This window comes from Pantoea sp. UBA5923 (assembly GCF_002431095.1).
Classification (GTDB): Bacteria; Pseudomonadota; Gammaproteobacteria; order Enterobacterales; family Enterobacteriaceae; genus Pantoea; species Pantoea piersonii.
The window spans coordinates 37,227-61,016 of the sequence record NZ_DJDN01000027.1 but is presented as its reverse complement, the minus strand read 5'-3'; the positions used below and the strand labels follow the sequence as shown (position 1 = coordinate 61,016).

The following is a 23,790-nucleotide window of genomic DNA, read 5'->3' as shown; positions in this document are numbered from 1 at the left end:
ATGGCAGGCGTAACCCTTCAGGCGGTAACCAAGTCTTACGACGGCAAGAATCAAATCATTCAGCCGCTTAACGTCACCGTCAACGACGGCGAATTTATGGTGATGGTCGGCCCTTCCGGCTGTGGCAAATCGACGCTGCTGCGCATGGTGGCGGGGCTGGAGCGCGTCACCTCCGGCGATATCTATATCGACGACAAGCGCGTCACCCAGATGGAGCCGAAAGATCGCGGCATCGCCATGGTGTTCCAGAACTATGCGCTCTATCCGCATATGACGGTAGAAGAGAACATGGCCTACGGGCTGAAGATCCGCGGGATGAGCAAAGAGCATATCCGCCTGCGCGTGCTGGAGGCGGCGCGCAGTCTGGAGCTGGATCAGCTGCTGAGCCGCCGTCCGCGCGAGCTTTCCGGAGGACAGCGCCAGCGCGTGGCGATGGGACGCGCTATCGTGCGCGAGCCGTCGGTGTTTTTGTTCGACGAGCCGCTCTCCAACCTGGACGCGCGCCTGCGCGTGCAGATGCGGCTTGAGCTTCAGCAGCTGCATCGCCGCCTGCAAACCACCAGCCTCTATGTGACGCACGATCAGGTTGAGGCGATGACGCTGGCGCAGCGCGTGATGGTACTGAACAAAGGTTTTGTCGAGCAGATCGGCACGCCGGTAGAAATTTATGAGCGTCCCGCCAGCCAGTTCGTCGCCTCGTTTATCGGCGCGCCGGCGATGAATCTGCTGGTTGGCCAGATTGGCAGCGACGGTACGCGTTTCAATATTGATAACTCGCACTCCCTGCCGCTCGGCGACAGCAAAGCGAAGTGGGCTAATCGCGCCGTCACGCTCGGCATTCGTCCGGAGCATGTGCGGGTCAGCCCGCACGAGCGCGATGGCATTCCGCTGCGCGTAGAGACGCTGGAGCTGCTCGGCGCGGATAATCTGGCACACGGGCGTATCGGCGAGACGCCGCTGGTGGTGCGTCTGCCGCACAGCGAGCGGCCGCAGGCGGGCAGCACGCTGTGGCTGCATCTGCCAGCGGATGCGTTACACTATTTCGATTCAACTACCGGAAAGCGTCTGGAATGAACACACACAGCTGGCCCTATCCTCATATCGTCGCCCATCGCGGCGGCGGCAAACTGGCCCCGGAAAATACCCTGGCGGCGATCGACGTCGGTGCGGAGCTGGGTCATACCATGATCGAGTTCGACGCTAAGCTGTCGCAGGATAAACAGATTTTCCTGCTGCACGACGATACGCTCGATCGCACCAGCAACGGCTGGGGCGTAGCGGGCGATCTGCCGTGGGAAAAACTGGCGCAGCTCGACGCGGGCGGCTGGTTCGGCAAGGCGTTCGACGGCGAACCGCTGGCGCTGCTTCCCGACGTCGCGGCGCGCTGTCAACAGCATGGCCTGATGGCGAATATTGAAATCAAACCCACTACCGGTAGTGAAGCGGAAACCGGCCGCGCCATCGCCCATGCGGCGAAGCGTTTATGGCAGGGAATGACCGCGCCGCTGCTGTCGTCGTTCTCTTATGAGGCGCTGGAGGCAGCAATGCAGGCGGAACCTGACTTGCCGCGTGGCCTGCTGCTGGATGAGTGGGATGAGGAGTGGCAAACAAAAACCGCGGCGCTCGCCTGCGTCTCGATTCACCTTAACCATAAGCTGCTCGACGCAGAGCGCGTCTCGGCGCTGAAGGCCGCCGGTTTGCATATTCTGGTCTACACGGTGAACGATCCCGAGCGGGCGCGTACGCTGCTGAAATGGGGCGTTGACGCCATCTGCACCGATCGCATCGACATCATCGGCCCCGACTTCCGTTAATTACGGTTCTGCTGCTGTCCCGGCTGCGCATTAATCACGCGCTGCTGGGCGCTGCTGCGCTGCTCCTGTAGTTTCCGCTGTATCTGCTGCGTCTGCTGCTGCTGATCCTGCTGCAGTTTGCCCTGCTGTTGCTGCTGCTGGATTTGCATCTGCGTCTGCATACGCTGCTGGCTCGGGTTGTAGCCCGGCTGATTAGGTTGGTTGGTATTGTTCAGCATATTAGCCATACCGCTAAGCGGCAGCAGCGCGGCAAAAACGATTAACCATTTTTTCATGTAACTTCCTCCGTCAGGCGGCCTTAACGGCATCTGATGCACCATGGCCGCAACTATAAGTTTAGCAACCTCACAAACTTCTCTCCCAGGAACGCACCGAATTTGACTTAGATGTTATTTTTTAGTTGTTCTTGTAAAGGCTTGCCTGCGTGATAACAAATGTAAATAACTGAAAAGGGTAGAGGGATGATGATGATGCGAGGAAATATACGCCAGCTTGGCTGGGCTGTGATGATGAGTTTAACGGTAGTCAGCGTCGCCGATGCCGCGCCTGCCAGCGCGCCGCCCGTCTCCTATGGCGTCGAGGATGATACCTTTCATCCGGTCAGAGCGCAGCACGGTATGGTCGCCTCGGTCGATGCGCTGGCAACGCAGGTGGGCGTGGATATCCTGCGCCAGGGCGGCAATGCGGTGGACGCCGCCGTCGCCGTTGGCTTCGCGCTGGCGGTCACCCATCCGCAGGCAGGCAATCTCGGCGGCGGCGGCTTTATGCTGCTGCGCACCGCTTCCGGCCGCGCTACCTCTATTGATTTCCGCGAAATGGCGCCGGCCCGCGCCTCACGCGATATGTTCCTCGACAAGCAGGGCAACGCCGACAGCAAGCTGTCGCTGACGTCGCACCTCGCTTCCGGCACGCCGGGCAGCGTGGCGGGCTTTGCGCTGGCGGCGCAAAAATATGGCACGCTGCCGCTCAGCACGCTGCTGGCCCCGGCGATTAAGCTGGCGCGCGACGGCTATATCGTCAACGACGCGCTGGCGGACGATCTGAAAACCTACGGCAAAGAGGTGCTGCTCGCTCATCCCAACAGTAAAGCGATCTTCTTCAAACCTGACGGCACTCCGTGGCAGACAGGCGATCGTCTGGTGCAAAAAAACCTCGCCCACAGCCTGCAGCTAATTGCGCAGCAGGGGCCGGACGCCTTTTATAAGGGCGAAATCGCTGACGAGATCGCCGGTGAGATGGCGCAGCATGGCGGATTGATCGGCAAAGCGGATCTGGCGGCCTACCGCGCCGTCGAGCGTAAGCCCGTCAGCGGTACCTACCGTGGCTATGAGGTCTTCTCAATGCCGCCTCCCTCATCGGGCGGGATCCATATCGTGCAGATCCTTAATATCCTGGAAAACTTCGATCTGGCGAAAATGGGCTTTGGCAGCGCCGACGCGATGCAGGTTATCGCCGAAGCAGAGAAGTACGCCTATGCTGACCGCTCGGAGTACCTCGGCGATCCCGATTTTGTAAAAGTGCCCTGGCAGGCGCTGACCAGCAAAGCCTACGCGAAGTCGATCGCGCAGCAGATTGACGTGGCGAAAGCGCGTCCGTCGAGCGAGATCAAGCCCGGCAAGCTGGAGCCTTATGAGAGCAACCAGACCACGCACTTCTCGGTGGTAGACAAGCAGGGCACAGCGGTAGCGGTAACTTACACCCTTAACACCAATTTCGGCAGCGGCATCGTGGCGGGTAACAGCGGCATTCTGCTGAATAATGAGATGGATGACTTCTCCGCGAAGCCGGGTACGCCGAACGTTTACGGCTTAGTCGGCGGCGAAGCGAACGCGGTGCAGCCCGCCAAGCGCCCGCTCTCTTCGATGTCGCCGACCATTGTGGCGAAAGGGGGCAAAACCTGGCTGGTCACCGGCAGTCCTGGAGGCAGCCGCATTATTACCACGGTGCTGCAAATGGTGGTAAACAGCGTCGATTTCGGGATGAACGTCGCGGAAGCGACCAGTGCGCCGCGTTTCCACCATCAGTGGCTGCCGGATCAGCTGCGCGTTGAGAAAGGGTTTAGCCCCGATACGCTGCGTTTGCTGGAGAGCAAGGGTCAGCATGTGAAGGTGCTGCCTGCGATGGGCAGTACGCAGAGCATTATGATTGGGCCGGACGGTACGCTGTACGGCGCATCGGACCCGCGTACCCCAGGGGACCTGAGCGCCGGATATTAAGCCAGAGAAACAGACGGGGCCAGCGGTCTGGCCCCGTTTTCTATTTCAGCCGCGCCATATAGTGCGTATCGATCATTTCGCCCTGCCGCATAGCATATCCCTTCGCTGTCCCCTCGATTTCAAAACCGAAATGGCGATACAAAGCGATGGCGGCAGGGTTGTCGGCAAACACCGTCAGCTCCATGCGCGTGACCTGTAGCCAGTTATCACAGAGATCCACCGCCGCGCCGAGCAGCGCTTTGCCGACGCCGCGGTTGCGATAATCCTGATCGACCCCCATGCCCAGGGTGGCGCAGTGGCGGCGACGCGCGGTGGCAATGACCTCCAGCGTCAGCTGTCCGACAACTTTTCCTTCAATGCAGGCCACCAGCGAATGTCCCGTCGGAGAAAGATTGTTTAGCCGCTCCTGCCACTTTTGCAGCGAAGGTAGCGGGAGATGTAGCGTATTCGCCATGGTGTCCGGCTGACTGTAGATATGCAGCAGGGCGGCGGCATCATCAGGCGTTACGTGTCGAACAACAATCTCGCTCATTTTCTTTCTCCTTGTGTGGGCGGAAAAACCCTTCAAACATCAAGGAAATCTTATTAATAATCAACAGAAAAGATCATAAAAGGCTTTACAGACGCGAATGATAATGATTATTATTGCGATGCGTTCTCGGGGAGTCGCCAGACAAACCGGAAAGCACGACATTGCTCACATTGCTTCCAGTATTTTTTAGCCAGCCGGGTGCTGGCTTTTTTTTATCCCGCTTTCCCCGTTAGCTCATTCAGCAGCGCTCACCATCCTCTCCATGCTTGTTCACTATTTTTGAACAGAGGCGTGAAGTTTTTCAGCTATCAATAGGTTCGGCTCAGGTTCAGACTGTTTTAAAACATTGAGGAGAACTGAACATGATCTACTTACGCAAAGCAGAAGAACGCGGTCACGCTAACCACGGCTGGCTTGATAGCTGGCACACTTTCTCTTTCGCCAGCTATCACGATGCGAATTTTATGGGCTTCTCGGCGCTGCGCGTCATTAACGAAGATGTGGTTGCTGCCGGGCAGGGCTTCGGCACTCACCCGCATAAAGATATGGAGATCCTGACCTACGTGCTTTCCGGCACCGTAGAGCATCAGGACAGCATGGGGAATAAAGAGCAGATCCCGGCAGGGGAATTTCAGATCATGAGCGCGGGCACCGGCGTGCGTCACTCTGAGTACAACGCCAGCAGCAGCGACCCGCTGCACCTTTATCAGATCTGGATTATTCCAGAGCGTACTGGCATTGAGCCGCGTTACGCTCAGCGCCGTTTTCCCGACGTAAAAGGCCGCCAGTTTGTGCTGACGCCCGACGCGCGCGAAGGCTCGCTGAAGGTCTATCAGGATATGACACTGTCGCGCTGGGTATTCAGCGCGGGCGAAAAAGATGCCGTCGAGATTGAAACGGGACGCCGCGTCTGGATTCAGGTCGTCAAAGGCGATATCCGCGTTAACGGCGAAACCGCCGGGGTTAGTGACGCTTTTGCTATCTGGGATGAAGCCAGCCTGACGATTGAGGCCAGCAGCGACGCGGAAGTGCTGCTGTTCGATCTGCCGCCGGTCTAAGCGGTGACGGGGCGCGCACTGTCGCGCCCTGCTTACAAATCTGCGGCCGAATAGTGATAGACTCGTCGTAATTGTGACCCTGGGCGCTTACGATGAAGAAAAAAAGACCGGTATTACAGGACGTTGCCGATCGTGTCGGCGTAACGAAAATGACCGTCAGCCGCTACCTGCGCAATCCGGAGCAGGTTTCCGCGCCGCTGCGCGACAAGATCGCCGTCGCGCTTGATGAGCTGGGCTACATACCCAACCGCGCGCCGGATATGCTCTCTAACGCCACCAGCCGCGCCATCGGCGTGCTGCTGCCTTCGTTGACCAATCAGGTTTTCTCCGACGTTCTGCGCGGCATCGAAACGGTGACGGATGAAGCGGGCTACCAGACGCTGGTCGCCCATTTTGGCTATAGTCCGCAAAAAGAGGAGCTGCAGCTGCGTTCGCTGCTGGGCTGGAACATCGACGGCGTGATCCTGACCGAGCGCACCCATACGCCTGCCACGCTGCGCATGCTGGAAGTGGCGGGCATCCCGGTAATTGAGATGATGGACAGCGTATCGCCCTGCCTGGATATGGCGGTGGGATTCAATAACGTCGAAGCGGCGCGCCAGATGACCCATGCCATATTGAGCAAAGGACATCGCCATACGGTCTACCTGGGGGCGCGTCTCGATGAGCGCACCCTGCAGAAACAGCAGGGCTATGAGAAAGCGATGCGCGAAGCGGGGCTGGAGCCGCGTAGCGTGATGATGGAAGAGGCCTCCTCTTTCAGCGCGGGCGGCATGCTGCTGCGCGAGGCGCAGCGTCGCTATCCGCAAACCGACAGCCTGTTCTGCACCAACGACGACCTGGCCGTCGGCGCCATGTTCGAATGCCAGCGTCAGGGATTAAAAGTGCCGTCGCAAATGGCGATCGCCGGATTTCACGGCCATGATATTAGTCAGGTGGTGACGCCGAAGCTCGCCACCGTCCTGACGCCGCGCGAACGCATGGGACGTGAAGCGGCCGCCATGCTGCTGGCGCGCATCAGCGGTGATTTTAGCGTCTCCGCGCCGCTGGATATCGGTTTTGCTATTAGCGAAGGCGGCAGCATCTGAATCTGGCGTTTTTATGAGTCAGCTCACACTTTCATGCTTTTCCGGCTAAACAGGGTTGCCAGTCCGTAATGTGCTTAACACAATGGCAACCACTATTGTTATCGGTAACATTGGCGAATTTACCTGCCGGAGCAGAAAAATGACCACTCAATCCTCGTCGCATCACGTCTTTATTTTGATGGGCGTTTCAGGCAGCGGTAAATCCGTTGTCGCTAATCAGGTTTCTCACCAGCTCAATACCGCTTTTCTCGACGGCGACTTTCTCCATCCGCGCACCAATATCTTAAAAATGGCCGAAGGCCATCCGCTGGACGACAACGATCGTCAGCCGTGGCTGCAGGCGCTCAATGACGCTGCGTTCGCCATGCAGCGTACGCAGGCAATCTCCATTATCGTCTGCTCCGCGCTGAAAAAGCGTTACCGCGACATCCTGCGTCAGGGCAATGACAATCTGCGCTTTATCTACCTCAAGGGCGATTTCGACACCATCGAGTCACGCCTGAAGGCGCGTAAAGGCCACTTCTTTAAACCCCAAATGCTGGTGACGCAGTTCGCCACGCTGGAAGAGCCGGGCGCTGATGAACCGGACGTACTGACGGTGGATATCAATCACTCCGTTGACGAAGTTGTTGCGGCTACGGTTGCGGCTATCGAGAAAGCCATCAACAAGGGTTAGTCATGAGTACCGCAACGCTGGTGTTAACCGCAGCAGGCTCTGTCCTGCTGCTGCTTTTTTTAGTGATGAAAGCGCGTATGCACGCCTTTGTCGCCCTGATGCTGGTTTCGATTGGCGCGGGTCTCTGCTCCGGCATGCCGCTGGACAAGATCGCGGACACCATGCAGAAGGGCATGGGTGGCACGCTGGGCTTTCTGGCTATTGTTGTCGCGCTGGGCGCGATGTTCGGCAAAATCCTGCATGAGACGGGCGCGGTCGATCAAATCGCTATCCGCATGCTGAAAACCTTCGGCGAAAGCCGCGCGCATTATGCGATGGGCATCGCGGGTCTTATCTGCGCGCTGCCGCTCTTTTTTGAAGTGGCGGTGGTGCTGTTGATCAGCATCGCCTTCGCGGTGGCGCGCCGCACCCATGACAACCTGGTGAAGCTGGTGATCCCGCTGTTCGCCGGCGTGGCGGCGTCGGCGGCCTTTCTGCTGCCTGGCCCCGCGCCGATGCTGCTGGCTTCGCAGATGCACGCCGATTTCGGCTGGATGATTTTACTGGGGCTCTGCGCTGCGATTCCCGGCATGCTGATCGCCGGTCCGCTGTTTGGCTCGCTGATTGCGCGCCGCGTAACCTTTAGCGCGCCGCCGGAAGATCATCAGCCGGACGTGGACGCGGCGAAGCTGCCGTCGTTCGGCTTCAGCCTGGCATTGATCCTGTTCCCGCTCATGCTGGTAGGGCTAAAGACCATCGGCGCGCGCTTCACCGAGCAAGGCTCTACGCTGTATGAATGGCTGGAGTTTATCGGCCATCCTTTTACGGCGATTCTGCTCGCCTGCCTGGTGGCAATTTACGGTCTGGCTTACCGTCAGGGTATGGATAAAGAGAAAGTGATGCAGGTGTGCGGCAGCGCGCTGCAACCCGCGGGCATTATTTTGCTGGTCATCGGCGCAGGCGGCGTGTTCAAGCAGGTGCTGGTGGATTCCGGCGTCGGCCCGGTGCTGGGCCACGCGCTGACCGGCGCGGGACTGCCCGTTGCGCTGGCCTGCTTTATCCTGTCCGGCGCGGTGCGCGTGATTCAGGGCTCAGCGACGGTTGCCTGCCTCACGACGGTCGGGCTGGTGATGCCGGTTATCGAACCGCTGCACTACAGCGGCGCGCAGCTGGCGGCGCTCTCTATCTGCATTGGCGGCGGCTCCATTATTATCAGCCACGTTAACGACGCGGGTTTCTGGCTGTTCGGCCGCTTTACCGGCGCGACCGAAGGAGAAACGCTGAAGACCTGGACGCTGATGGAAACCATTCTCGGCACCGTCGGCGCGATTGTCGGCATGATTGCCTTTCAACTGCTGTCGTAAATCCTGAGCCGCCGCGCCAGCGTGCGGCGGCTCCTCTGCTACGCCTCGAAAAACTCAACCTTGCCGCCGGAGAGATGGTACATGCCGCCGACGATTTTGATTTTTTTCTGATCTTCCAGCGCCTTCAGCACCGCGCTGTTTTTACGGATGTTCTCTATAGTCAGCTCAACATTTTTACGCGCTACCGCATCGACGAAATCGTAATTGCTGCCGGTACGCTCGCCGCTGTAAAGGGTTTGTGCGATAGCTGGCTTAATTTCATCCAGCAGGCCGGTCAGGTTGCCCAGCTCCGCATTATCAATAGCGCCGCGCACCGCGCCGCAGCGCGTATGCCCCATTACCAGCACCACTTTTGCGCCAGCAACGGCGCAGGCGAATTCCATGCTGCCCAGCATGTCGCGATTGCTGATATTGCCCGCGACGCGCGCGTTAAAGGTCTCGCCGATTCCGGCGTCCAGCACAATTTCCGCCGGCGCGCGCGAATCAATACAGCTCAGGATAACGGCCGCCGGATACTGCCCGGCAAGGCTGCTGCGCTTTTGCGCCAGATAGTCGTGCTTCAGCGGGCGATTTTCCCGAAAGCGCAGATTGCCTTGTTTAAAATGTTCAATCACCGCATCCGGTGTCATGGCGTCGCGTTCCGCTTTACTCAGCGAAGCGGCAAAGGAGAGAGTCGGCAAACTCAGCACGCCGACGCCTGTTACGGAGAGAGCAGAAAGGGTCAGCGTTTTTTTCAGAAGCGATCGGCGGCCTGGCTGAGCGGGTTGAGCGGTTTTCATTATGGGGTCCTGGGGTGAGATTAAGATGTAAACGGCGCAATAGTACGCAGCGAAACCTTAATCAATCCAAAACCACACAATGTTAGAGGTTATGGCCCTGTTGCAGTGCGCAACATCGCTATAGCTTCAGATAGACCCGAATACCGTCGAGGAACATCTGCGTCGCCAGCATAATCAAAATCAACCCCATCAGGCGCTCCAGCGCATTGACGCCTTTGTCGCCCAGCAGCCGTAAAAACAGGCCCGACAGCAGCAGAATCGTTACCGTCACGCCCCAGGCGATCAGCAGCGCGCCGACAAGGTGCCCCATCTGATTAGGGTACTGATGTGACAGCAGCATCAGCGTGGCGAGCAGCGAGGGGCCGGCAACCAGCGGGATCGCCAGCGGCACCAGGAACGGCTCCTCGCCGGCGGGCAGGCCGCTGGTGCTGCTTTCGCCCGACGGGAAAATCATGCGAATAGCGATAAGAAACAGGATCACGCCGCCAGAAATCGAGACCGTTTCGGTGCGCAGATTAAGAAAGGTCAGAATGCGTTCGCCCGCGAACAGAAACAGCAGCATCAGCACCAGCGCAATCAGCAGCTCGCGGATCAATACCGCACGCCGCCGCTTCGGCTCCAGGTGCTTTAATACCGACATAAAAATCGGCAGGTTGCCCAGCGGATCCATAATAAGCAGCAGTAAAATGGTCGCAGAAATCATTTCAGTCATTTGTTTTACGTTATCCCTTACATCCCGGCGCGAGGTTATTAGCCGCGCTGCTGAAAAAGTTGGCTTAATCGAATTAATTCACTTGCCAGAAAAGCTGCATTTTGTAGAGTTGTTGTTCACAGGTAAATCCATTTATGACGCAGAGCGGAGTGAAAACACCATTCCGTTCTTCCCTTCGGTAAGCAGGTCGGCTGTTATCGCTGACTGAGACGGACAGAAAATGAAGAATGTAGGTTTTGTTGGTTGGCGCGGTATGGTCGGCTCCGTGCTGATGTCGCGCATGAGCGAAGAGCGTGATTTTGACGTTATTAATCCGGTCTTCTTCTCCACTTCGCAGCTGGGACAGTCTGCGCCGACGTTTGGCGGCAAGTCCACAGGTGCGCTGCAGGATGCGTTTGATATTGAGGCGCTCAAGGCGCTGGATATCATTATCACCTGTCAGGGCGGCGATTATACCAGTGAAGTCTATCCAAAGCTGCGTGAAAGCGGCTGGCAGGGCTACTGGATTGACGCGGCTTCAACGCTGCGCATGAAAGATGACGCCATCATTATTCTCGATCCGGTAAACCATCAGGTGATTCGCCAGGGCCTCGACAAAGGCATTAAGACCTTCGTCGGCGGCAACTGCACCGTCAGCCTGATGCTGATGTCGCTGGGCGGTCTGTTTGCCCAGAATCTGGTGGAGTGGGCTTCGGTCGCCACTTACCAGGCCGCTTCCGGCGGTGGCGCGCGCCATATGCGTGAGCTGCTGACGCAGATGGGCATGCTGCATAACCACGTCGCCACCTCGCTGCAGGATCCCGCTTCGGCCATTCTCGACATCGAGCGCAGCGTCACCGAGCTGACCCGCTCCGGCACCTTGCCTACCGATAACTTCGGCGTGCCGCTGGCTGGCAGTCTGATTCCCTGGATCGATAAGCAGCTCGACAACGGCCAGAGCCGCGAAGAGTGGAAAGGCCAGGCGGAAACCAACAAAATCCTCGGCACGCAGCAGACGATTCCAGTCGATGGCCTGTGCGTGCGCGTTGGCGCGCTGCGCTGCCACAGCCAGGCATTTACCCTGAAGCTGAAAAAAGATGTGCCGCTGACGGAGATCGAACAGCTGCTGGCGTCGCATAACGAGTGGGTGAAAGTCGTGCCTAATGACCGCGAGCTGACCATGCGCGAACTGACGCCTGCGGCGGTGACCGGCACGCTGACTACGCCGGTCGGCCGTCTGCGCAAGCTCAATATGGGGCCGGAGTATCTTTCCGCCTTTACCGTCGGCGATCAGCTGCTGTGGGGCGCAGCTGAGCCGCTGCGCCGCATGTTGCGTCTGCTGGTGGATTAAAATAAAAAACTAAGCGAGGCCGGGATTTTCCCGGCCTCTTACCTGATTATTCTGAAATAAGTCAAACCGCTTACCGTCTGTAAGTGATCGGCTTCCCTTTTTTACGTCCCCGCCAATAATTTTTTGCTTTCCGGGCTGGCAACTTGCAAGCCCAAGCTATGATTTAACAATGATGTGCCGGTTGTTGACTGTTTTGCATTTCGCACTGAATAGTTGTTGTACACGGCAAAGTTATTTTCCCACGGAGCGGTTTCCTTTCTCTGCCGTTGTACGCATGGCTCAATGAAGAGCAGCGCACCTGATGCGTGGCAAAAGCCGCGCTCATTTCGCCTGCCACATAATCACAGGAAGAAAGTCATGTCAGAGCTTCCCGATCGCCTGGCGATCAATGCCCTGTTTGCGGGTAATTATTCCGATCCCTTCGCCTTACTGGGGATGCACCAGACAGCCAACGGGCTGGAAGTCAGGGCGCTGCTGCCCGACGCTTCGGAAGTATGGGTTATCGAAACCAACACGGGGCGTAAAGTCGCCCAGCTGAAATGCCTCGATCCGCGCGGCTTTTTCAGCGCGGTGGTGCCGCGCCGCAAGAATATGTTTCGCTACCAGCTGGCGGTGGACTGGCACGGTCAGCAAAACCTGATCGACGACGCCTATCGCTTCGGCCCGCTGTTGCAGGAGATGGATGCCTGGCTGCTGGCGGAAGGGACTCATCTGCGTCCATACGAAACCCTGGGCGCGCACGCTGCGGTGATTGACGACGTACACGGCACGCGCTTTAGCGTCTGGGCGCCCAACGCGCAGCGCGTTTCAGTGGTAGGCGATTTCAACTTCTGGGATGGCCGTCGCCATCCAATGCGCTTCCGCCGTGAAATGGGCATCTGGGAGCTGTTCGTGCCTGGCGCGTTCAACGGGCAGCTCTACAAGTTCGAAATCGTCGATCATACAGGTCATCTGCGCATTAAAGCGGATCCCTACGCGTTTGAGGCGCAAATGCGTCCGCAAACGGCGTCGATGATTTGCGGCCTGCCGCCGAAGGTCGAGATGCCTGAGGAGCGTAAGGCGCGCAACAACTTTGACGCGCCGATTTCTGTCTATGAGGTGCATCTCGGCTCGTGGCGGCGTCATACCGAGAATAATTTCTGGCTCAGCTACAAAGAGCTGGCGGAGCAGCTGGTGCCCTACGTCAAAGAGATGGGCTTTACCCATATCGAACTACTGCCGGTCAATGAGCATCCTTTCGACGGCAGCTGGGGTTATCAGCCGCTCGGCATGTATGCGCCGACGCGGCGCTTCGGCACGCGCGACGAATTCCTTTACTTTATCAACGCCGCGCACGAGGCGGGCCTTAACGTGCTGCTGGACTGGGTGCCGGGACATTTCCCGAGCGACGATTTTGGCCTGGCGAAGTTTGACGGCACCGAACTTTATGAGCACAGCGATCCGCGCGAAGGCTATCACCAGGACTGGAACACCCTGATCTACAACTTTGGCCGCCGCGAAGTGAGCAACTATCTGGCGGGCAACGCGCTTTACTGGATAGAGCGCTGCGGCATCGACGGACTGCGTGTCGATGCGGTGGCCTCGATGATTTACCGCGACTACAGCCGCGCCGAAGGCGAATGGGTGCCGAACCATTATGGCGGCCGTGAAAACCTCGAAGCCATTGCCTTTCTGCGCTACACCAACCGCACGCTGGGGCGCACAGCGCCAGGCAGCGTCACCATCGCCGAAGAGTCTACCGACTTCGACGGCGTGTCGCGTCCGCCGGAAGCGGGCGGCCTCGGCTTCTGGTACAAGTGGAACCTGGGCTGGATGCACGACACGCTCGACTACATGAAGCTCGACCCGGTGTACCGCAGCCATCATCACGATCTGATGAGCTTCGGCATGATGTACAACTACACCGAAAACTTTATGTTGCCGCTCTCTCATGACGAAGTGGTACACGGCAAGAAATCGCTGCTTGACCGTATGCCTGGCGACGCCTGGCAGAAGTTCGCCAACCTGCGCGCCTACTACGGCTGGATGTGGGCCTTCCCCGGCAAAAAACTGCTGTTTATGGGCGGCGAATTCGCTCAGGGCAAAGAGTGGAATCACGACGTCAGCCTTGACTGGCATCTGCTGGAGGGGGCCGATAACTGGCACCACGGCGTACAGCGGCTGGTGCGCGACCTGAACCATACCTATCGCCACTATACGCCGCTCCATCAGCTCGATTTCGATCCCGCTGGCTTCGAGTGGCTGGTTGTCGACGATCGTGAAAATTCGGTGTTCGTCTTTGTGCGTCGCGATCGCGAAGGCAACGAGATTATCGTCGCCAGCAACTTTACGCCGGTGCCGCGCCATAACTATCGCTTCGGCGTTAATCAGGCAGGCAACTGGCGCGAAGTGCTCAACACCGACCAGCACAGCTATCACGGCAGCGATACGCGCAACCCGGTGGTGCATACCGATGAGATCTACAGCCATAACCGACCGCTGTCGCTGTCGCTGACGCTGCCGCCGCTCGCTACCATCTGGCTGGTGAAGGAGGCGGAATGACGCTGCTTCCGGGACGTGCTGAGCCGCCTGGCGCCAGTTACGACGGCAAGGGCGTAAACTTTACGCTCTTTTCCCGGCATGCCGAGCGCGTCGAACTCTGCCTGTTTAACGAGGGGCAAGAGCGGCGTTTCGAACTTACGGCGCGTACCGGCGATATCTGGCACGGCTATGTATCCGCGCTGAAACCGGGCCAGCGCTACGGCTTCCGCGTCTACGGCCCCTGGGCGCCGGAGCGTGGGCACCGCTTTAATCCGGCAAAGCTGCTGGTCGATCCCTGCGCCCGCGCAGTAGAGGGCGAAGTGACGGACGACGCGCGCATGTATGGCGGCATCGATCGGCCTGATGAGCAGGACAACGCCGCGGTAGCGCCTAAATCGCTGGTGGTAGCGGAGGATTTCGACTGGGAAGGGGATATCGCCCCGCGCACGCCCTGGGGCAACACGGTGATTTACGAGGCGCACGTCCGCGGATTAACGCAGCGACATCCGGAAATTCCGGAATCGCTGCGCGGGACTTACGCCGCGCTCGGCCATCCTGTTATGGTGAACTACCTGCGCCATCTTGGCATTACCACGCTGGAGCTGCTGCCGGTGGCCCATTTCGCCAGCGAGCCGCGCCTGCAGCGCCTTGGGCTAAGCAACTACTGGGGCTATAACCCTTTCGCCCTCTGGGCCGTCGATCCGCGCTACGCCTCGCAGGAAAGCGCAACGCCTCTGCAGGAGTTTCAGCAGGCGGTAAAAAATCTGCACGCGGCGGGCATTGAAGTGGTGCTGGACGTGGTGTTCAACCACACCGCCGAGCTGGAGGAGATCGGCCCGACGCTGTCGCTGCGCGGCGTCGATAACGCCAGCTATTACTGGCTTAACCCGCAGGGCGAATATGAAAACTGGACCGGATGCGGCAATACCCTGAACCTCAGCGATCCCCAGGTGATGAACTGGGCGCTAGAGGCGCTGCGCTACTGGGTGCGCGTCTGCCATGTCGATGGCTTTCGCTTCGACCTGGCGTCGGTGCTGGGACGCACGCCCGATTTTTCAGCGCATGCGCCGCTGTTTGAGGCGATCAAAGCCTGCCCGCTGCTCTCAACGGTCAAGCTGATCGCTGAACCCTGGGATATCGGCCCTGGCGGCTATCAGGTCGGCAATTTTCCGCCCCTGTTCGCCGAGTGGAATGACCATTTCCGCGACGATATGCGGCGCTTCTGGCTGCATCGCGACGTCAGCAACGGCGCGTTCGCCCGGCGCTTCGCCGCTTCCAGCGACCTGTTTCAGCGTGACGGCCGACTGCCGCACGCCGCCGTTAACCTGATTACCGCGCACGACGGCTTTACGCTGCGCGACCTGGTGAGCTTTAACCATAAGCACAATCAGGCCAACGGCGAGGACAACCGCGACGGCAGCAACGGCAATTTCAGTCACAACCACGGCGTGGAGGGGCTGCGCGCCAACTTTGACGTGATTGAGCGTCGCCGCCTTAGCGCCCATGCGCTGCTGACCTCGCTGCTGCTGGCGCAGGGTACCCCGATGCTGCTCGCGGGCGACGAGCGCGGCCACAGCCAGCGCGGCAACAATAATGCCTACTGTCAGGATAACCTCCTGACCTGGCTCGACTGGCAGGAAGAAGAGAGCAGTCTGGTAGATTTTACCGCCGCCCTGATCCGTTTGCGTCAGCAGATCCCGGCGTTAACCGCCGATCGCTGGTGGCAAGAGGGCGACGGCAATGTGCAGTGGCTAAATTCCAGCGGCAGGCCACTGCAGCGAGAGGAGTGGGAACAGAAGGCGCACAGAATGCAGATTCTGCTCTCCGGCCGCTGGTTAATAACAATAAACGCCACGGATTCGGTGAGTGACATCGCCTTACCAGACGGAGAATGGCGTGCCGTTCCTCCTTTCGCCGGGGATGACAATCCCATTTTGTCGACTGTCTGGCATGGTCCCGCACACGGTGTGTGCGTGTTCCAAAAGCAATCATAAGGAGTCAGACATGGTTAAATTAGACAGAACTGATCACCTGATGCTGGCCCGCCAGCTCCCTACACAGACTGTTGCGCTAATCCTCGCCGGGGGAAGAGGCACGCGCCTGAAAGACCTGACCGCCAAACGCGCCAAGCCGGCCGTACACTTCGGCGGTAAGTTTCGCATTATCGATTTTGCGCTCTCAAACTGCATTAACTCGGGGATCCGCCGTATCGGCGTCATTACCCAGTATCAGTCGCACACGCTAACGCAGCACGTTCAGCGCGGCTGGTCTATCTTCAACGAAGAGATGAATGAGTTTGTGGATCTGCTGCCGGCGCAGCAGCGTACCTTAACGGAACACTGGTATCGCGGCACCGCAGACGCCGTAACGCAGAATCTCGATATTATTCGCCGCTATCAGGCGCAGTACATCGTGATTCTGGCTGGCGATCATATTTATAAAATGGACTATTCGCGCATGCTGCTCGACCACGTCGACGCCAACGCGAAGTGCACCATCGCCTGCCTGCCTGTGCCGCTTCACGAAGCGACCGCCTTTGGCGTGATGGCCGTGGATGAAAACAATAAAGTGATCGACTTTGTAGAGAAGCCGCCGCAGCCGCCCGCTATGCCAGGCGACGATACGCAGGCGCTCGCCAGTATGGGGATCTACGTGTTTAACGCCGATTATCTCTATCAGTTGCTGGAGGAAGATCTGCAGGAGCCTGAATCTAATCACGACTTCGGCAAAGATATTCTGCCGAAGGTAGTGGCGAGCGGCGAAGGGTATGCCCATTCGTTTACGCTCTCCTGCGTACAGCAGGATGAAAACTCGCCGCCCTACTGGCGCGACGTGGGGACGCTGGAGGCTTACTGGCGAGCGAATCTCGATCTCGCATCGGTGACGCCGGAACTGGATATGTATGACCATACCTGGCCGATCCGGACGCATATGGAGCCGTTGCCGCCCGCCAAGTTTGTGCAGGACCGCTCGGGCAGCCATGGAATGACGATGAATTCGCTGATCTCCGGCGGCACCATCATCTCTGGCTCCGTCGTGGTGAATTCCGTTCTGTTCCCACGCGTGCGTATTAACTCTTTTTGCAATATCGATTCCGCCGTACTGCTGCCTGACGTGGTGGTAGGACGATCCTGCCGCCTGCGTCGTTGCGTCATCGACCGCGCCTGCGTGCTGCCGGAAGGCATGGTGATAGGAGAGAATCCTGACGAGGACAGTCGTCGGTTTTACCGTTCAGAAGAGGGTATCGTTCTGGTCACACGCGCCATGCTTGCCAGGCTGGCCAGCGCGTAGCCGCCAACGATAAAAAGCACCATATAATCGACGCGAGGATCGCGCCCGATCACTAATTAAGAGGCCGAGGATGCAGGTTTTACATGTCTGTTCAGAACTTTTTCCGCTGCTAAAAACCGGCGGGTTGGCTGATGTTGTTGGGGCATTGCCACAGGCGCAAATTGCGGACGGAACGGATACGCGGGTGCTGTTGCCCGCTTTTCCCGACCTGCGCAAGGGGATTCCTGAAACGGAGGTCGTGGCCGAATTGCAAACCTTCGCCGGTCCGACACGGCTGCTGTTTGGCCATTTCAACGGCGTGGGTATCTATCTGATCGACGTGCCGGAGCTTTACGATCGACCCGGCAGCCCGTATCACGATACGTCGCAGTTCGCCTACGTGGATAACTATCTGCGCTTTGCTCTGCTTGGCTGGATGGGCTGTGAAATCGCTTGCGGGCTAGATACGTACTGGCAGCCCGATATCGTGCATGCGCACGACTGGCATGCGGGTCTCACCTGCGCCTATCTGGAAGCGCGCGGACGACCGGCAAAATCCGTGTTTACCGTACACAACCTGGCGTACCAGGGACTCTTCAACGCCCGTCATCTGGATGAAATCGAGCTGCCTGTAGAATTCTTCGATATGCACGGGCTGGAGTTCTACGGTCAGATCTCCTACCTGAAGGCGGGCCTTTTCTACGCCGATCACGTCACGGCCGTCAGCCCGACTTATGCGCATGAAATCACGCGTCCAGAGTTTGGCTACGGTATGGAGGCGCTGCTGGAGCAGCGGCTGCGTGAAGGGCGTCTGAGCGGCATCCTGAACGGTGTCGATCCCGGTATCTGGGATCCGGCGCACGATTTGCTGCTCAGCGCGCGCTACAACCGCGACACGCTGGAAGCGAAGGCTGAGAATAAACGTCAGCTACAGATCGCGATGGGGCTGAAGGTCGATGACAGCGTGCCGGTGTTTGCGGTGATCAGTCGTCTGACGCGGCAGAAAGGGCTGGATCTGGTGCTGGAAGCGCTGCCTGGCCTGCTGGCGCAGGGCGGCCAGCTGGTACTGCTGGGGCAGGGGGACGCCGAGCTGCAACAGGGCTTCCTGGCCGCGGCGGCAGAGCATCCCGGCAGCGTTGGCGTGCAGATTGGCTACCATGAGGCTTTCTCGCACCGCATTGTCGGTGGCGCGGACGTCATTATGGTGCCGAGCCGCTTCGAACCCTGCGGTCTGACGCAGCTCTACGGCCTGAAATATGGCACTCTGCCGCTGGTGCGGCGTACGGGCGGCCTTGCCGATACGGTTAACGACAGTTCGCTGGAAAACCTTGCCGACGGCATCGCCAGCGGGTTCAGCTTTGAAGACAGCAACGCCTGGTCGCTGTTACGGGCGATTCGACGTGCTTTTGTATTGTGGTCCCGCCCTTCTCTGTGGCGTTACGTTCAGCGACAGGCGATGGGGATGGATTTTAGTTGGCAAGTGGCCGCGCAGGCTTACCGCGATCTTTACCAACGTTTGCTGTAACGAGAGACTGGGATAACTGATATGAATGCTCCTTTCAACTATACGTCGCCGACACTGACGGTCGAAGCGTTGAAACACTCGATTGCCTATAAGCTGATGTTCACCATCGGTAAAGATCCTTCTGTGGCGAACCAGCATGACTGGCTCAACGCCTCGCTGCTGGCGGTGCGCGACCGTATGGTGGAGCGCTGGCTGCGCTCCAGCCGCGCGCAGCTTTCGCAGGATGTACGTCAGGTTTACTACCTGTCGATGGAGTTTCTGCTGGGCCGGACGTTAGGCAACGCGTTGATGGCAATGGGCATTTATGACGATCTCAATCAGGCACTGGATGAGATGGGCCTGAACCTTGCCGATCTGATGGAAGAAGAGAACGATCCCGGCCTCGGCAACGGCGGCCTCGGACGGTTAGCCGCCTGTTTTCTCGACTCGCTCGCCACGCTGGGCCTGCCGGGACGCGGCTACGGCATTCGTTACGATTACGGCATGTTCAGACAGAACATTATCGACGGCGAGCAAAAAGAGTCGCCCGATTACTGGCTGGAATATGGCAATCCGTGGGAATTCCAGCGCTATAACACGCGCTACAAAGTGCGTTTCGGCGGCCGCATCCAGCATGAAGGGGCGAAAGTCCGCTGGCTGGAGACCGAGGAGATTGTCGCCATGGCGTACGATCAAATCATCCCCGGCTTCGATACCGACGCCACCAATACGCTGCGCCTGTGGGGCGCGCAGGCGAGCAATGAAATCAATCTCGGCAAGTTTAACGAGGGCGATTACTTTGCGGCGGTTGAAGATAAAAACCACTCTGAAAACGTCTCGCGCGTGCTCTATCCCGACGATTCCACCTATTCAGGCCGGGAGCTGCGTCTGCGTCAGGAATATTTCCTGGTTTCCGCCACGGTGCAGGATATTCTTAACCGCCACTGGCAGATGCATAAAACCTGGGACAACCTGGCGGATAAGATCGCCATCCACCTTAACGATACCCACCCGGTGCTGGCGATCCCGGAACTGATGCGTCTGTTGATCGACGATCATAAGTTTACCTGGGACGATGCGTTTGAAGTGACCTGTCAGGTCTTCTCCTACACCAACCACACGCTGATGAGCGAGGCGCTGGAAACCTGGCCGGTGGAAATGATCGGCAAGATCCTGCCGCGCCATCTCGGCATTATCTTCGAGATTAACGACTACTTCCTGAAGACGATTCAGGAGTACTACCCGGATGACTGGGATCTGCTGTCGCGCATCTCGATCATTGATGAAAACAATGGCCGTCGTATTCGTATGGCGTGGCTGGCGGTAGTAGTGAGCCACAAGGTCAACGGCGTTTCCGAGCTGCACTCTAACCTGATGGTGCAGTCGCTGTTCGCTGACTTCGCTCGTCTGTTCCCGGGCCGCTTCTGCAACAAAACCAACGGCGTTACGCCGCGCCGCTGGCTGGCGCTGGCTAACCCCGCACTGTCAGAACTGCTGGACGAAGAGATTGGCCGCACCTGGCGTACCGATCTCAGCCAGCTCGCCGAGCTGAACCAGAAAATCGACTATCCGGCGTTTATCGAAAAAGTGGCCGACGCCAAGTTCGATAACAAGCGTCGCCTGGCGGACTGGGTGGCAAAAAACATGGACGTGGTGCTCGATCCTAACGCGCTGTTTGACGTGCAGATCAAGCGTATCCACGAATATAAACGTCAGCTGTTGAACGTGCTGCACGTTATTACTCGCTATAACCGCATCAAGGCCGATCCCACCGCCGACTGGGTGCCGCGCGTTAATATCTTTGCAGGCAAGGCGGCTTCGGCCTACTACACGGCCAAACATATCATTCATCTGATCAATGATGTGGCGAGCGTGATCAACAACGATCCGCAGGTGAAGAACAAGCTGAAGGTGGTGTTTATTCCCAACTACAGCGTTAGCCTGGCGCAGATCATTATTCCGGCGGCGGATCTCTCCGAGCAGATTTCGACGGCAGGCACCGAGGCATCGGGCACCAGCAATATGAAATTCGCGCTTAACGGCGCGCTGACCATAGGGACGCTGGACGGCGCGAATGTCGAGATGCTTGAGCACATCGGCGAGGAGAATATCTTTATTTTCGGCAACACCACGCCGCAGGTCGAAGCATTGCGCACTGGCGGCTATAACCCGCGTAAATATTATGAAGAGGATGCCGAGCTGCATCAGGTATTGACGCAGATCGCTTCTGGCGTATTCAGCCCGCAGGAGCCAGGCCGCTACCGCAACCTGTTTGATTCGCTGGTGAACTTCGGCGATCACTATCAGCTGCTGGCGGATTACCGTAGCTATGTGGATACGCAGGATAAGGTGGATGAGCTTTATCGCAAACCGGAAGAGTGGCAGCGCCGCGCCGCGCTGAATATCGCCAATATGGGGTATTTCTCCTCTGACCGCACCATCCAGGAGTATGCGGATGAGATCTGGCATATCAAGCCGGTGAGGCTGTAGTTATCGAGCGGGCGAAAGCCCGCTCGCTTATCTTCTGTCGCGCTGGTCTTTTTTCAGTTTTTCATCGTGCTCGACAGCGTTGATTGCTCAATTGCGCCTTACCGACAATACCGGATGAAGTAGATATTTTTCGGCGACGCTGTGGATGCAATACCACTCTGCATTCCATATTTTACTTTGCCGTAGCCCCGATGAAGTGTTGCCGAAGGAACGGTCCGGTCACTGATTCCGGGGCGTCGAGCATGGTTGCAGGTAAGCCCTGGAAAATGATCCTTCCTCCTTGTTTGCCCGCCCCGGGTCCCATTTCTATCAACCAGTCTGCATAAGCTATGACGTTTAGGTTGTGTTCAACCACGATGACGGTACAACCTCGCTGAGTAAGGTCATCAAAAATTGCAAGCAGCCGCTCCACATCAGACATATGCAGACCAGAAGTCGGCTCGTCAAAGACATAAAGGCTACCTTCTGCGGCCAGGCTGGAGGCCAGTTTTAAACGCTGGCGCTCGCCGCCAGAAAGCGTATTCAAGCGTTGTCCCAGTGATAAGTAACCTAATCCAACTTTGGCGAGTCGAAGCAATGGTTCAATAACGAGCTGGCAGGAATGAAAATATTTCAGTGCTTGTTCCACGGATAAGGCCAAAACATGAGCAATATTACAGCCCATCCATGTGATGGCGCGTGCCGTATGGTTGAACCCCGTAGCGCCGCAGGCATCACAAGGTGTTTCCACGCTGTCCATAAAAGCCAGATCGGTCAGAACTGATCCCAGGCCCTTACAGATCGGACATGCACCTTGAGCATTGCTACTGAACAGGCTTGCGGGCTGACCACTGGACTTCGCGAAACACGCGCGAATCTCGTCAAGTACGCCAATGTAGGTTGCAACCGACGAGCGCCGCGTTCCCCCTAAACTTTTCTGGTCAATCAGGACGGCATGGGGGTAATAACGGGGCAAAAGGCGGTTGACGAGCGTGCTTTTGCCGGAACCGGCGACGCCGGTCACCACGGTCAGTACGCCTGTAGGTATAGAAACGTTAACATCGTGCAGATTATGCAACGAAAGACCATGCAGTGCGATCTGTCCCGTCGCAGCGCGCGGTTTATGTTTCATAAGTGCGGCGCCCTGCCGCATGTAACGTCCTGTCAATGTGTTGGCCTGCCGCAAACCTGTGACATTGCCCTGGTACACAATATGGCCGCCGTTTTTCCCGGCGCCAGGCCCCATGTCTATTACATGATCGGCAATAGCTATGATGTCTGGGTTGTGTTCCACCACCAGGACAGTATTGCCCTTGTCACGCAGGCTGCGTAGCAAAACGCTAAGTTGATGGACGTCGCGCGGATGCAGCCCTGCGCTGGGCTCATCAAAGATGTAAGCTATGTCAGTGAGACTGCTACCAAGATGGCGAACCATCTTCACCCGCTGGGATTCCCCACCTGACAAGCTGGCAGTTTCCCGGCTCAGGTCCAGGTAGTCCAGGCCAATGGCACACATCTGTTCCAGCCTTTCGATGATGGCGGACACTACCGGGGCGACAGGTTTGGCATTGATTGTGCGAATAAAAGCTAACAGGTCGGAAATTTGCAGGCTGGCGCAATCCGCGATGGAATTACCGTTGATTTTGCAGGACAGAATGGTCGGATTAAGCCGCGCACCACTACACGCCGGGCACTGCTGGCGTGTGATGACGCGGGCGAGTCCTTCTCGCTCGGCCTGAGTCAGCCGGCTGGGTTCATGTTCCAGATAGGCGCGCCGAAAGCGCGGAACTATGCCCTGATATCGCGCTGACGACGGCCATCCAGGCAACGGATTGCTCACGACAAGATCGTCAGCGTACAGGAGTGTTTGTTGTTCCGCTGGGGTGTAATCGGCCAGCGGCTTATCACAGTCGAACATGCCGGAGCAGGCATATCGCTTCCAGCGGAACGTGCCGGGGGCAAACGTGGGGAACTTGATTGCTCCTTGATTCAAAGACTTGCTGCGATCGAGCAGGAGGTCAAGGTCAAGCTCGTTCACCGTACCCAGTCCTTGGCAGGTAGGGCACATTCCTTGCGGATGATTGGACGAGAATACATTTGCATAGCCCACGAATGGCTGGCCAAGGCGTGAGAACAGCAGCCTCAGCAATGGCTGAATGTCGGTAGCTGTGCCTATTGTTGAACGCGCATTGCCGCCCAGCGGCTTTTGATCGACTACGATGGATGCTGGTAGATTGTGTATGGCATCGGCCAGTGGTTGACCATAATGCGGCAGTCGGTGACGGACGAAAGCGCTGTGGCTCTCGTTGAGCTGGCGTTGGGATTCAGCTGCGATCGTGTCGAACACTAGCGAAGATTTGCCTGAACCGGACACGCCGGTGAATACTGTGATGCAGTGTTTAGGAATGTATAGGGTAACGCTGCACAGATTGTTATTGCGTGCGCCAATGATCTCGATATCTCGGTACGGAGCAGTCAC

General features: G+C 57.9%; 18 protein-coding genes. 13 read left to right on the top strand and 5 right to left on the bottom strand.

Annotated elements, in window-relative coordinates:
• Together B3797_RS06455 and ugpQ are read left to right on the top strand one after the other, a co-directional pair.
• Window positions 1–1,074, top strand: a complete 1,074-nt coding sequence (locus tag B3797_RS06455; protein WP_311790671.1) for a sn-glycerol-3-phosphate import ATP-binding protein UgpC — start codon at window positions 1–3, stop codon at window positions 1,072–1,074.
• Window positions 1,071–1,814 carry a glycerophosphodiester phosphodiesterase gene (gene ugpQ, locus B3797_RS06450; RefSeq protein ID WP_311784062.1) on the top strand — a complete coding sequence of 248 codons (744 nt, stop codon included), beginning with the start codon at window positions 1,071–1,073 and terminating at the stop codon, window positions 1,812–1,814. The genes B3797_RS06455 and ugpQ overlap by 4 nt, the downstream gene beginning before the upstream one ends.
• Here ugpQ and B3797_RS06445 read toward each other — a convergent pair.
• The gene (locus tag B3797_RS06445; RefSeq protein ID WP_120457216.1) at window positions 1,811–2,089 is read right to left on the bottom strand and encodes a DUF2756 domain-containing protein; all 279 of its coding nucleotides are present in this window, start codon (window positions 2,087–2,089) and stop codon (window positions 1,811–1,813) included. The genes ugpQ and B3797_RS06445 overlap by 4 nt on opposite strands.
• Before the next feature lie 189 nt (window positions 2,090–2,278).
• Here B3797_RS06445 and ggt point away from each other — a divergent pair, with 189 nt between their 5' ends.
• On the top strand, window positions 2,279–4,030 hold the full coding sequence (gene ggt, locus B3797_RS06440; protein ID WP_311784140.1) for a gamma-glutamyltransferase: 1,752 nt from the start codon (window positions 2,279–2,281) through the stop codon (window positions 4,028–4,030).
• 40 nt (window positions 4,031–4,070) lie between these two features.
• Here ggt and B3797_RS06435 read toward each other — a convergent pair whose 3' ends face one another.
• On the bottom strand, window positions 4,071–4,562 hold the full coding sequence (locus B3797_RS06435) for a GNAT family N-acetyltransferase (RefSeq protein WP_311790670.1): 492 nt from the start codon (window positions 4,560–4,562) through the stop codon (window positions 4,071–4,073).
• A 362-nt stretch (window positions 4,563–4,924) separates the two neighbouring features.
• Here B3797_RS06435 and B3797_RS06430 point away from each other — a divergent pair, with 362 nt between their 5' ends.
• The 4 genes from B3797_RS06430 (at window position 4,925) to gntU (ending at window position 8,727) form a co-directional block, all read left to right on the top strand.
• Window positions 4,925–5,620, top strand: coding sequence for a pirin family protein (locus B3797_RS06430; RefSeq protein WP_126689814.1), 696 nt, complete (start codon window positions 4,925–4,927; stop codon window positions 5,618–5,620).
• 92 nt (window positions 5,621–5,712) lie between these two features.
• Window positions 5,713–6,708, top strand: a complete 996-nt coding sequence (gntR, locus tag B3797_RS06425; RefSeq protein ID WP_311784065.1) for a gluconate operon transcriptional repressor GntR — start codon at window positions 5,713–5,715, stop codon at window positions 6,706–6,708.
• Between the two features lie 139 nt (window positions 6,709–6,847).
• Entirely contained in the window at window positions 6,848–7,384 is a 537-nt protein-coding gene (gene gntK / locus B3797_RS06420) for a gluconokinase (RefSeq protein WP_311784066.1), read from the top strand.
• A gap of 2 nt (window positions 7,385–7,386) precedes the next feature.
• The gene (gene gntU, locus B3797_RS06415) at window positions 7,387–8,727 is read left to right on the top strand and encodes a gluconate transporter (RefSeq protein ID WP_120457226.1); all 1,341 of its coding nucleotides are present in this window, start codon (window positions 7,387–7,389) and stop codon (window positions 8,725–8,727) included.
• Between the two features lie 38 nt (window positions 8,728–8,765).
• On the opposite strand, the gene B3797_RS06410 is transcribed toward gntU, so the two are convergent.
• The gene (locus B3797_RS06410) at window positions 8,766–9,506 is read right to left on the bottom strand and encodes a carbonic anhydrase family protein (RefSeq protein WP_311790669.1); all 741 of its coding nucleotides are present in this window, start codon (window positions 9,504–9,506) and stop codon (window positions 8,766–8,768) included.
• A 118-nt stretch (window positions 9,507–9,624) separates the two neighbouring features.
• Window positions 9,625–10,218, bottom strand: a complete 594-nt coding sequence (locus B3797_RS06405; protein WP_033792630.1) for a YhgN family NAAT transporter — start codon at window positions 10,216–10,218, stop codon at window positions 9,625–9,627.
• 220 nt (window positions 10,219–10,438) lie between these two features.
• Here B3797_RS06405 and asd point away from each other — a divergent pair, with 220 nt between their 5' ends.
• From asd to glgP, 6 genes are all read left to right on the top strand, one after another.
• Window positions 10,439–11,548 (top strand): aspartate-semialdehyde dehydrogenase, encoded by a 1,110-nt coding sequence (gene asd / locus B3797_RS06400; protein ID WP_311784070.1) that lies wholly within the window; start codon window positions 10,439–10,441, stop codon window positions 11,546–11,548.
• 357 nt (window positions 11,549–11,905) lie between these two features.
• The gene (gene glgB / locus B3797_RS06395; protein ID WP_311790668.1) at window positions 11,906–14,089 is read left to right on the top strand and encodes a 1,4-alpha-glucan branching enzyme; all 2,184 of its coding nucleotides are present in this window, start codon (window positions 11,906–11,908) and stop codon (window positions 14,087–14,089) included.
• Entirely contained in the window at window positions 14,086–16,062 is a 1,977-nt protein-coding gene (gene glgX, locus B3797_RS06390; RefSeq protein WP_311790667.1) for a glycogen debranching protein GlgX, read from the top strand. Before glgB ends, glgX begins: the two co-directional genes overlap by 4 nt.
• A gap of 10 nt (window positions 16,063–16,072) precedes the next feature.
• Window positions 16,073–17,359, top strand: coding sequence for a glucose-1-phosphate adenylyltransferase (gene glgC, locus B3797_RS06385; RefSeq protein ID WP_120457236.1), 1,287 nt, complete (start codon window positions 16,073–16,075; stop codon window positions 17,357–17,359).
• A 70-nt stretch (window positions 17,360–17,429) separates the two neighbouring features.
• Window positions 17,430–18,863, top strand: coding sequence for a glycogen synthase GlgA (gene glgA / locus B3797_RS06380; RefSeq protein ID WP_311790666.1), 1,434 nt, complete (start codon window positions 17,430–17,432; stop codon window positions 18,861–18,863).
• Window positions 18,864–18,884: 21 nt separating this feature from the next.
• Window positions 18,885–21,332 (top strand): glycogen phosphorylase, encoded by a 2,448-nt coding sequence (glgP, locus tag B3797_RS06375; protein ID WP_311784074.1) that lies wholly within the window; start codon window positions 18,885–18,887, stop codon window positions 21,330–21,332.
• A gap of 172 nt (window positions 21,333–21,504) precedes the next feature.
• Here the strand turns inward: glgP and B3797_RS06370 are convergent, their stop codons facing one another.
• Entirely contained in the window at window positions 21,505–23,790 is a 2,286-nt protein-coding gene (locus B3797_RS06370) for an excinuclease ABC subunit UvrA (protein ID WP_311790665.1), read from the bottom strand.

Bases quoted from the DNA above. Each gene is read 5' to 3' on its own strand.
- glgP (WP_311784074.1), top strand. From the start codon at position 18,885: ATGAATGCTCCTTTCAACTATACGTCGCCGACACTGACGGTCGAAGCG.
- glgB (WP_311790668.1), top strand. From the start codon at position 11,906: ATGTCAGAGCTTCCCGATCGCCTGGCGATCAATGCCCTGTTTGCGGGT.
- glgX (WP_311790667.1), top strand. From the start codon at position 14,086: ATGACGCTGCTTCCGGGACGTGCTGAGCCGCCTGGCGCCAGTTACGAC.
- B3797_RS06430 (WP_126689814.1), top strand. From the start codon at position 4,925: ATGATCTACTTACGCAAAGCAGAAGAACGCGGTCACGCTAACCACGGC.
- gntK (WP_311784066.1), top strand. From the start codon at position 6,848: ATGACCACTCAATCCTCGTCGCATCACGTCTTTATTTTGATGGGCGTT.
- B3797_RS06435 (WP_311790670.1), bottom strand. From the start codon at position 4,562: ATGAGCGAGATTGTTGTTCGACACGTAACGCCTGATGATGCCGCCGCC.
- B3797_RS06410 (WP_311790669.1), bottom strand. From the start codon at position 9,506: ATGAAAACCGCTCAACCCGCTCAGCCAGGCCGCCGATCGCTTCTGAAA.
- B3797_RS06405 (WP_033792630.1), bottom strand. From the start codon at position 10,218: ATGACTGAAATGATTTCTGCGACCATTTTACTGCTGCTTATTATGGAT.
- gntR (WP_311784065.1), top strand. From the start codon at position 5,713: ATGAAGAAAAAAAGACCGGTATTACAGGACGTTGCCGATCGTGTCGGC.
- asd (WP_311784070.1), top strand. From the start codon at position 10,439: ATGAAGAATGTAGGTTTTGTTGGTTGGCGCGGTATGGTCGGCTCCGTG.
- B3797_RS06445 (WP_120457216.1), bottom strand. From the start codon at position 2,089: ATGAAAAAATGGTTAATCGTTTTTGCCGCGCTGCTGCCGCTTAGCGGT.
- gntU (WP_120457226.1), top strand. From the start codon at position 7,387: ATGAGTACCGCAACGCTGGTGTTAACCGCAGCAGGCTCTGTCCTGCTG.
- glgC (WP_120457236.1), top strand. From the start codon at position 16,073: ATGGTTAAATTAGACAGAACTGATCACCTGATGCTGGCCCGCCAGCTC.
- ggt (WP_311784140.1), top strand. From the start codon at position 2,279: ATGATGATGCGAGGAAATATACGCCAGCTTGGCTGGGCTGTGATGATG.
- B3797_RS06455 (WP_311790671.1), top strand. From the start codon at position 1: ATGGCAGGCGTAACCCTTCAGGCGGTAACCAAGTCTTACGACGGCAAG.
- ugpQ (WP_311784062.1), top strand. From the start codon at position 1,071: ATGAACACACACAGCTGGCCCTATCCTCATATCGTCGCCCATCGCGGC.
- glgA (WP_311790666.1), top strand. From the start codon at position 17,430: ATGCAGGTTTTACATGTCTGTTCAGAACTTTTTCCGCTGCTAAAAACC.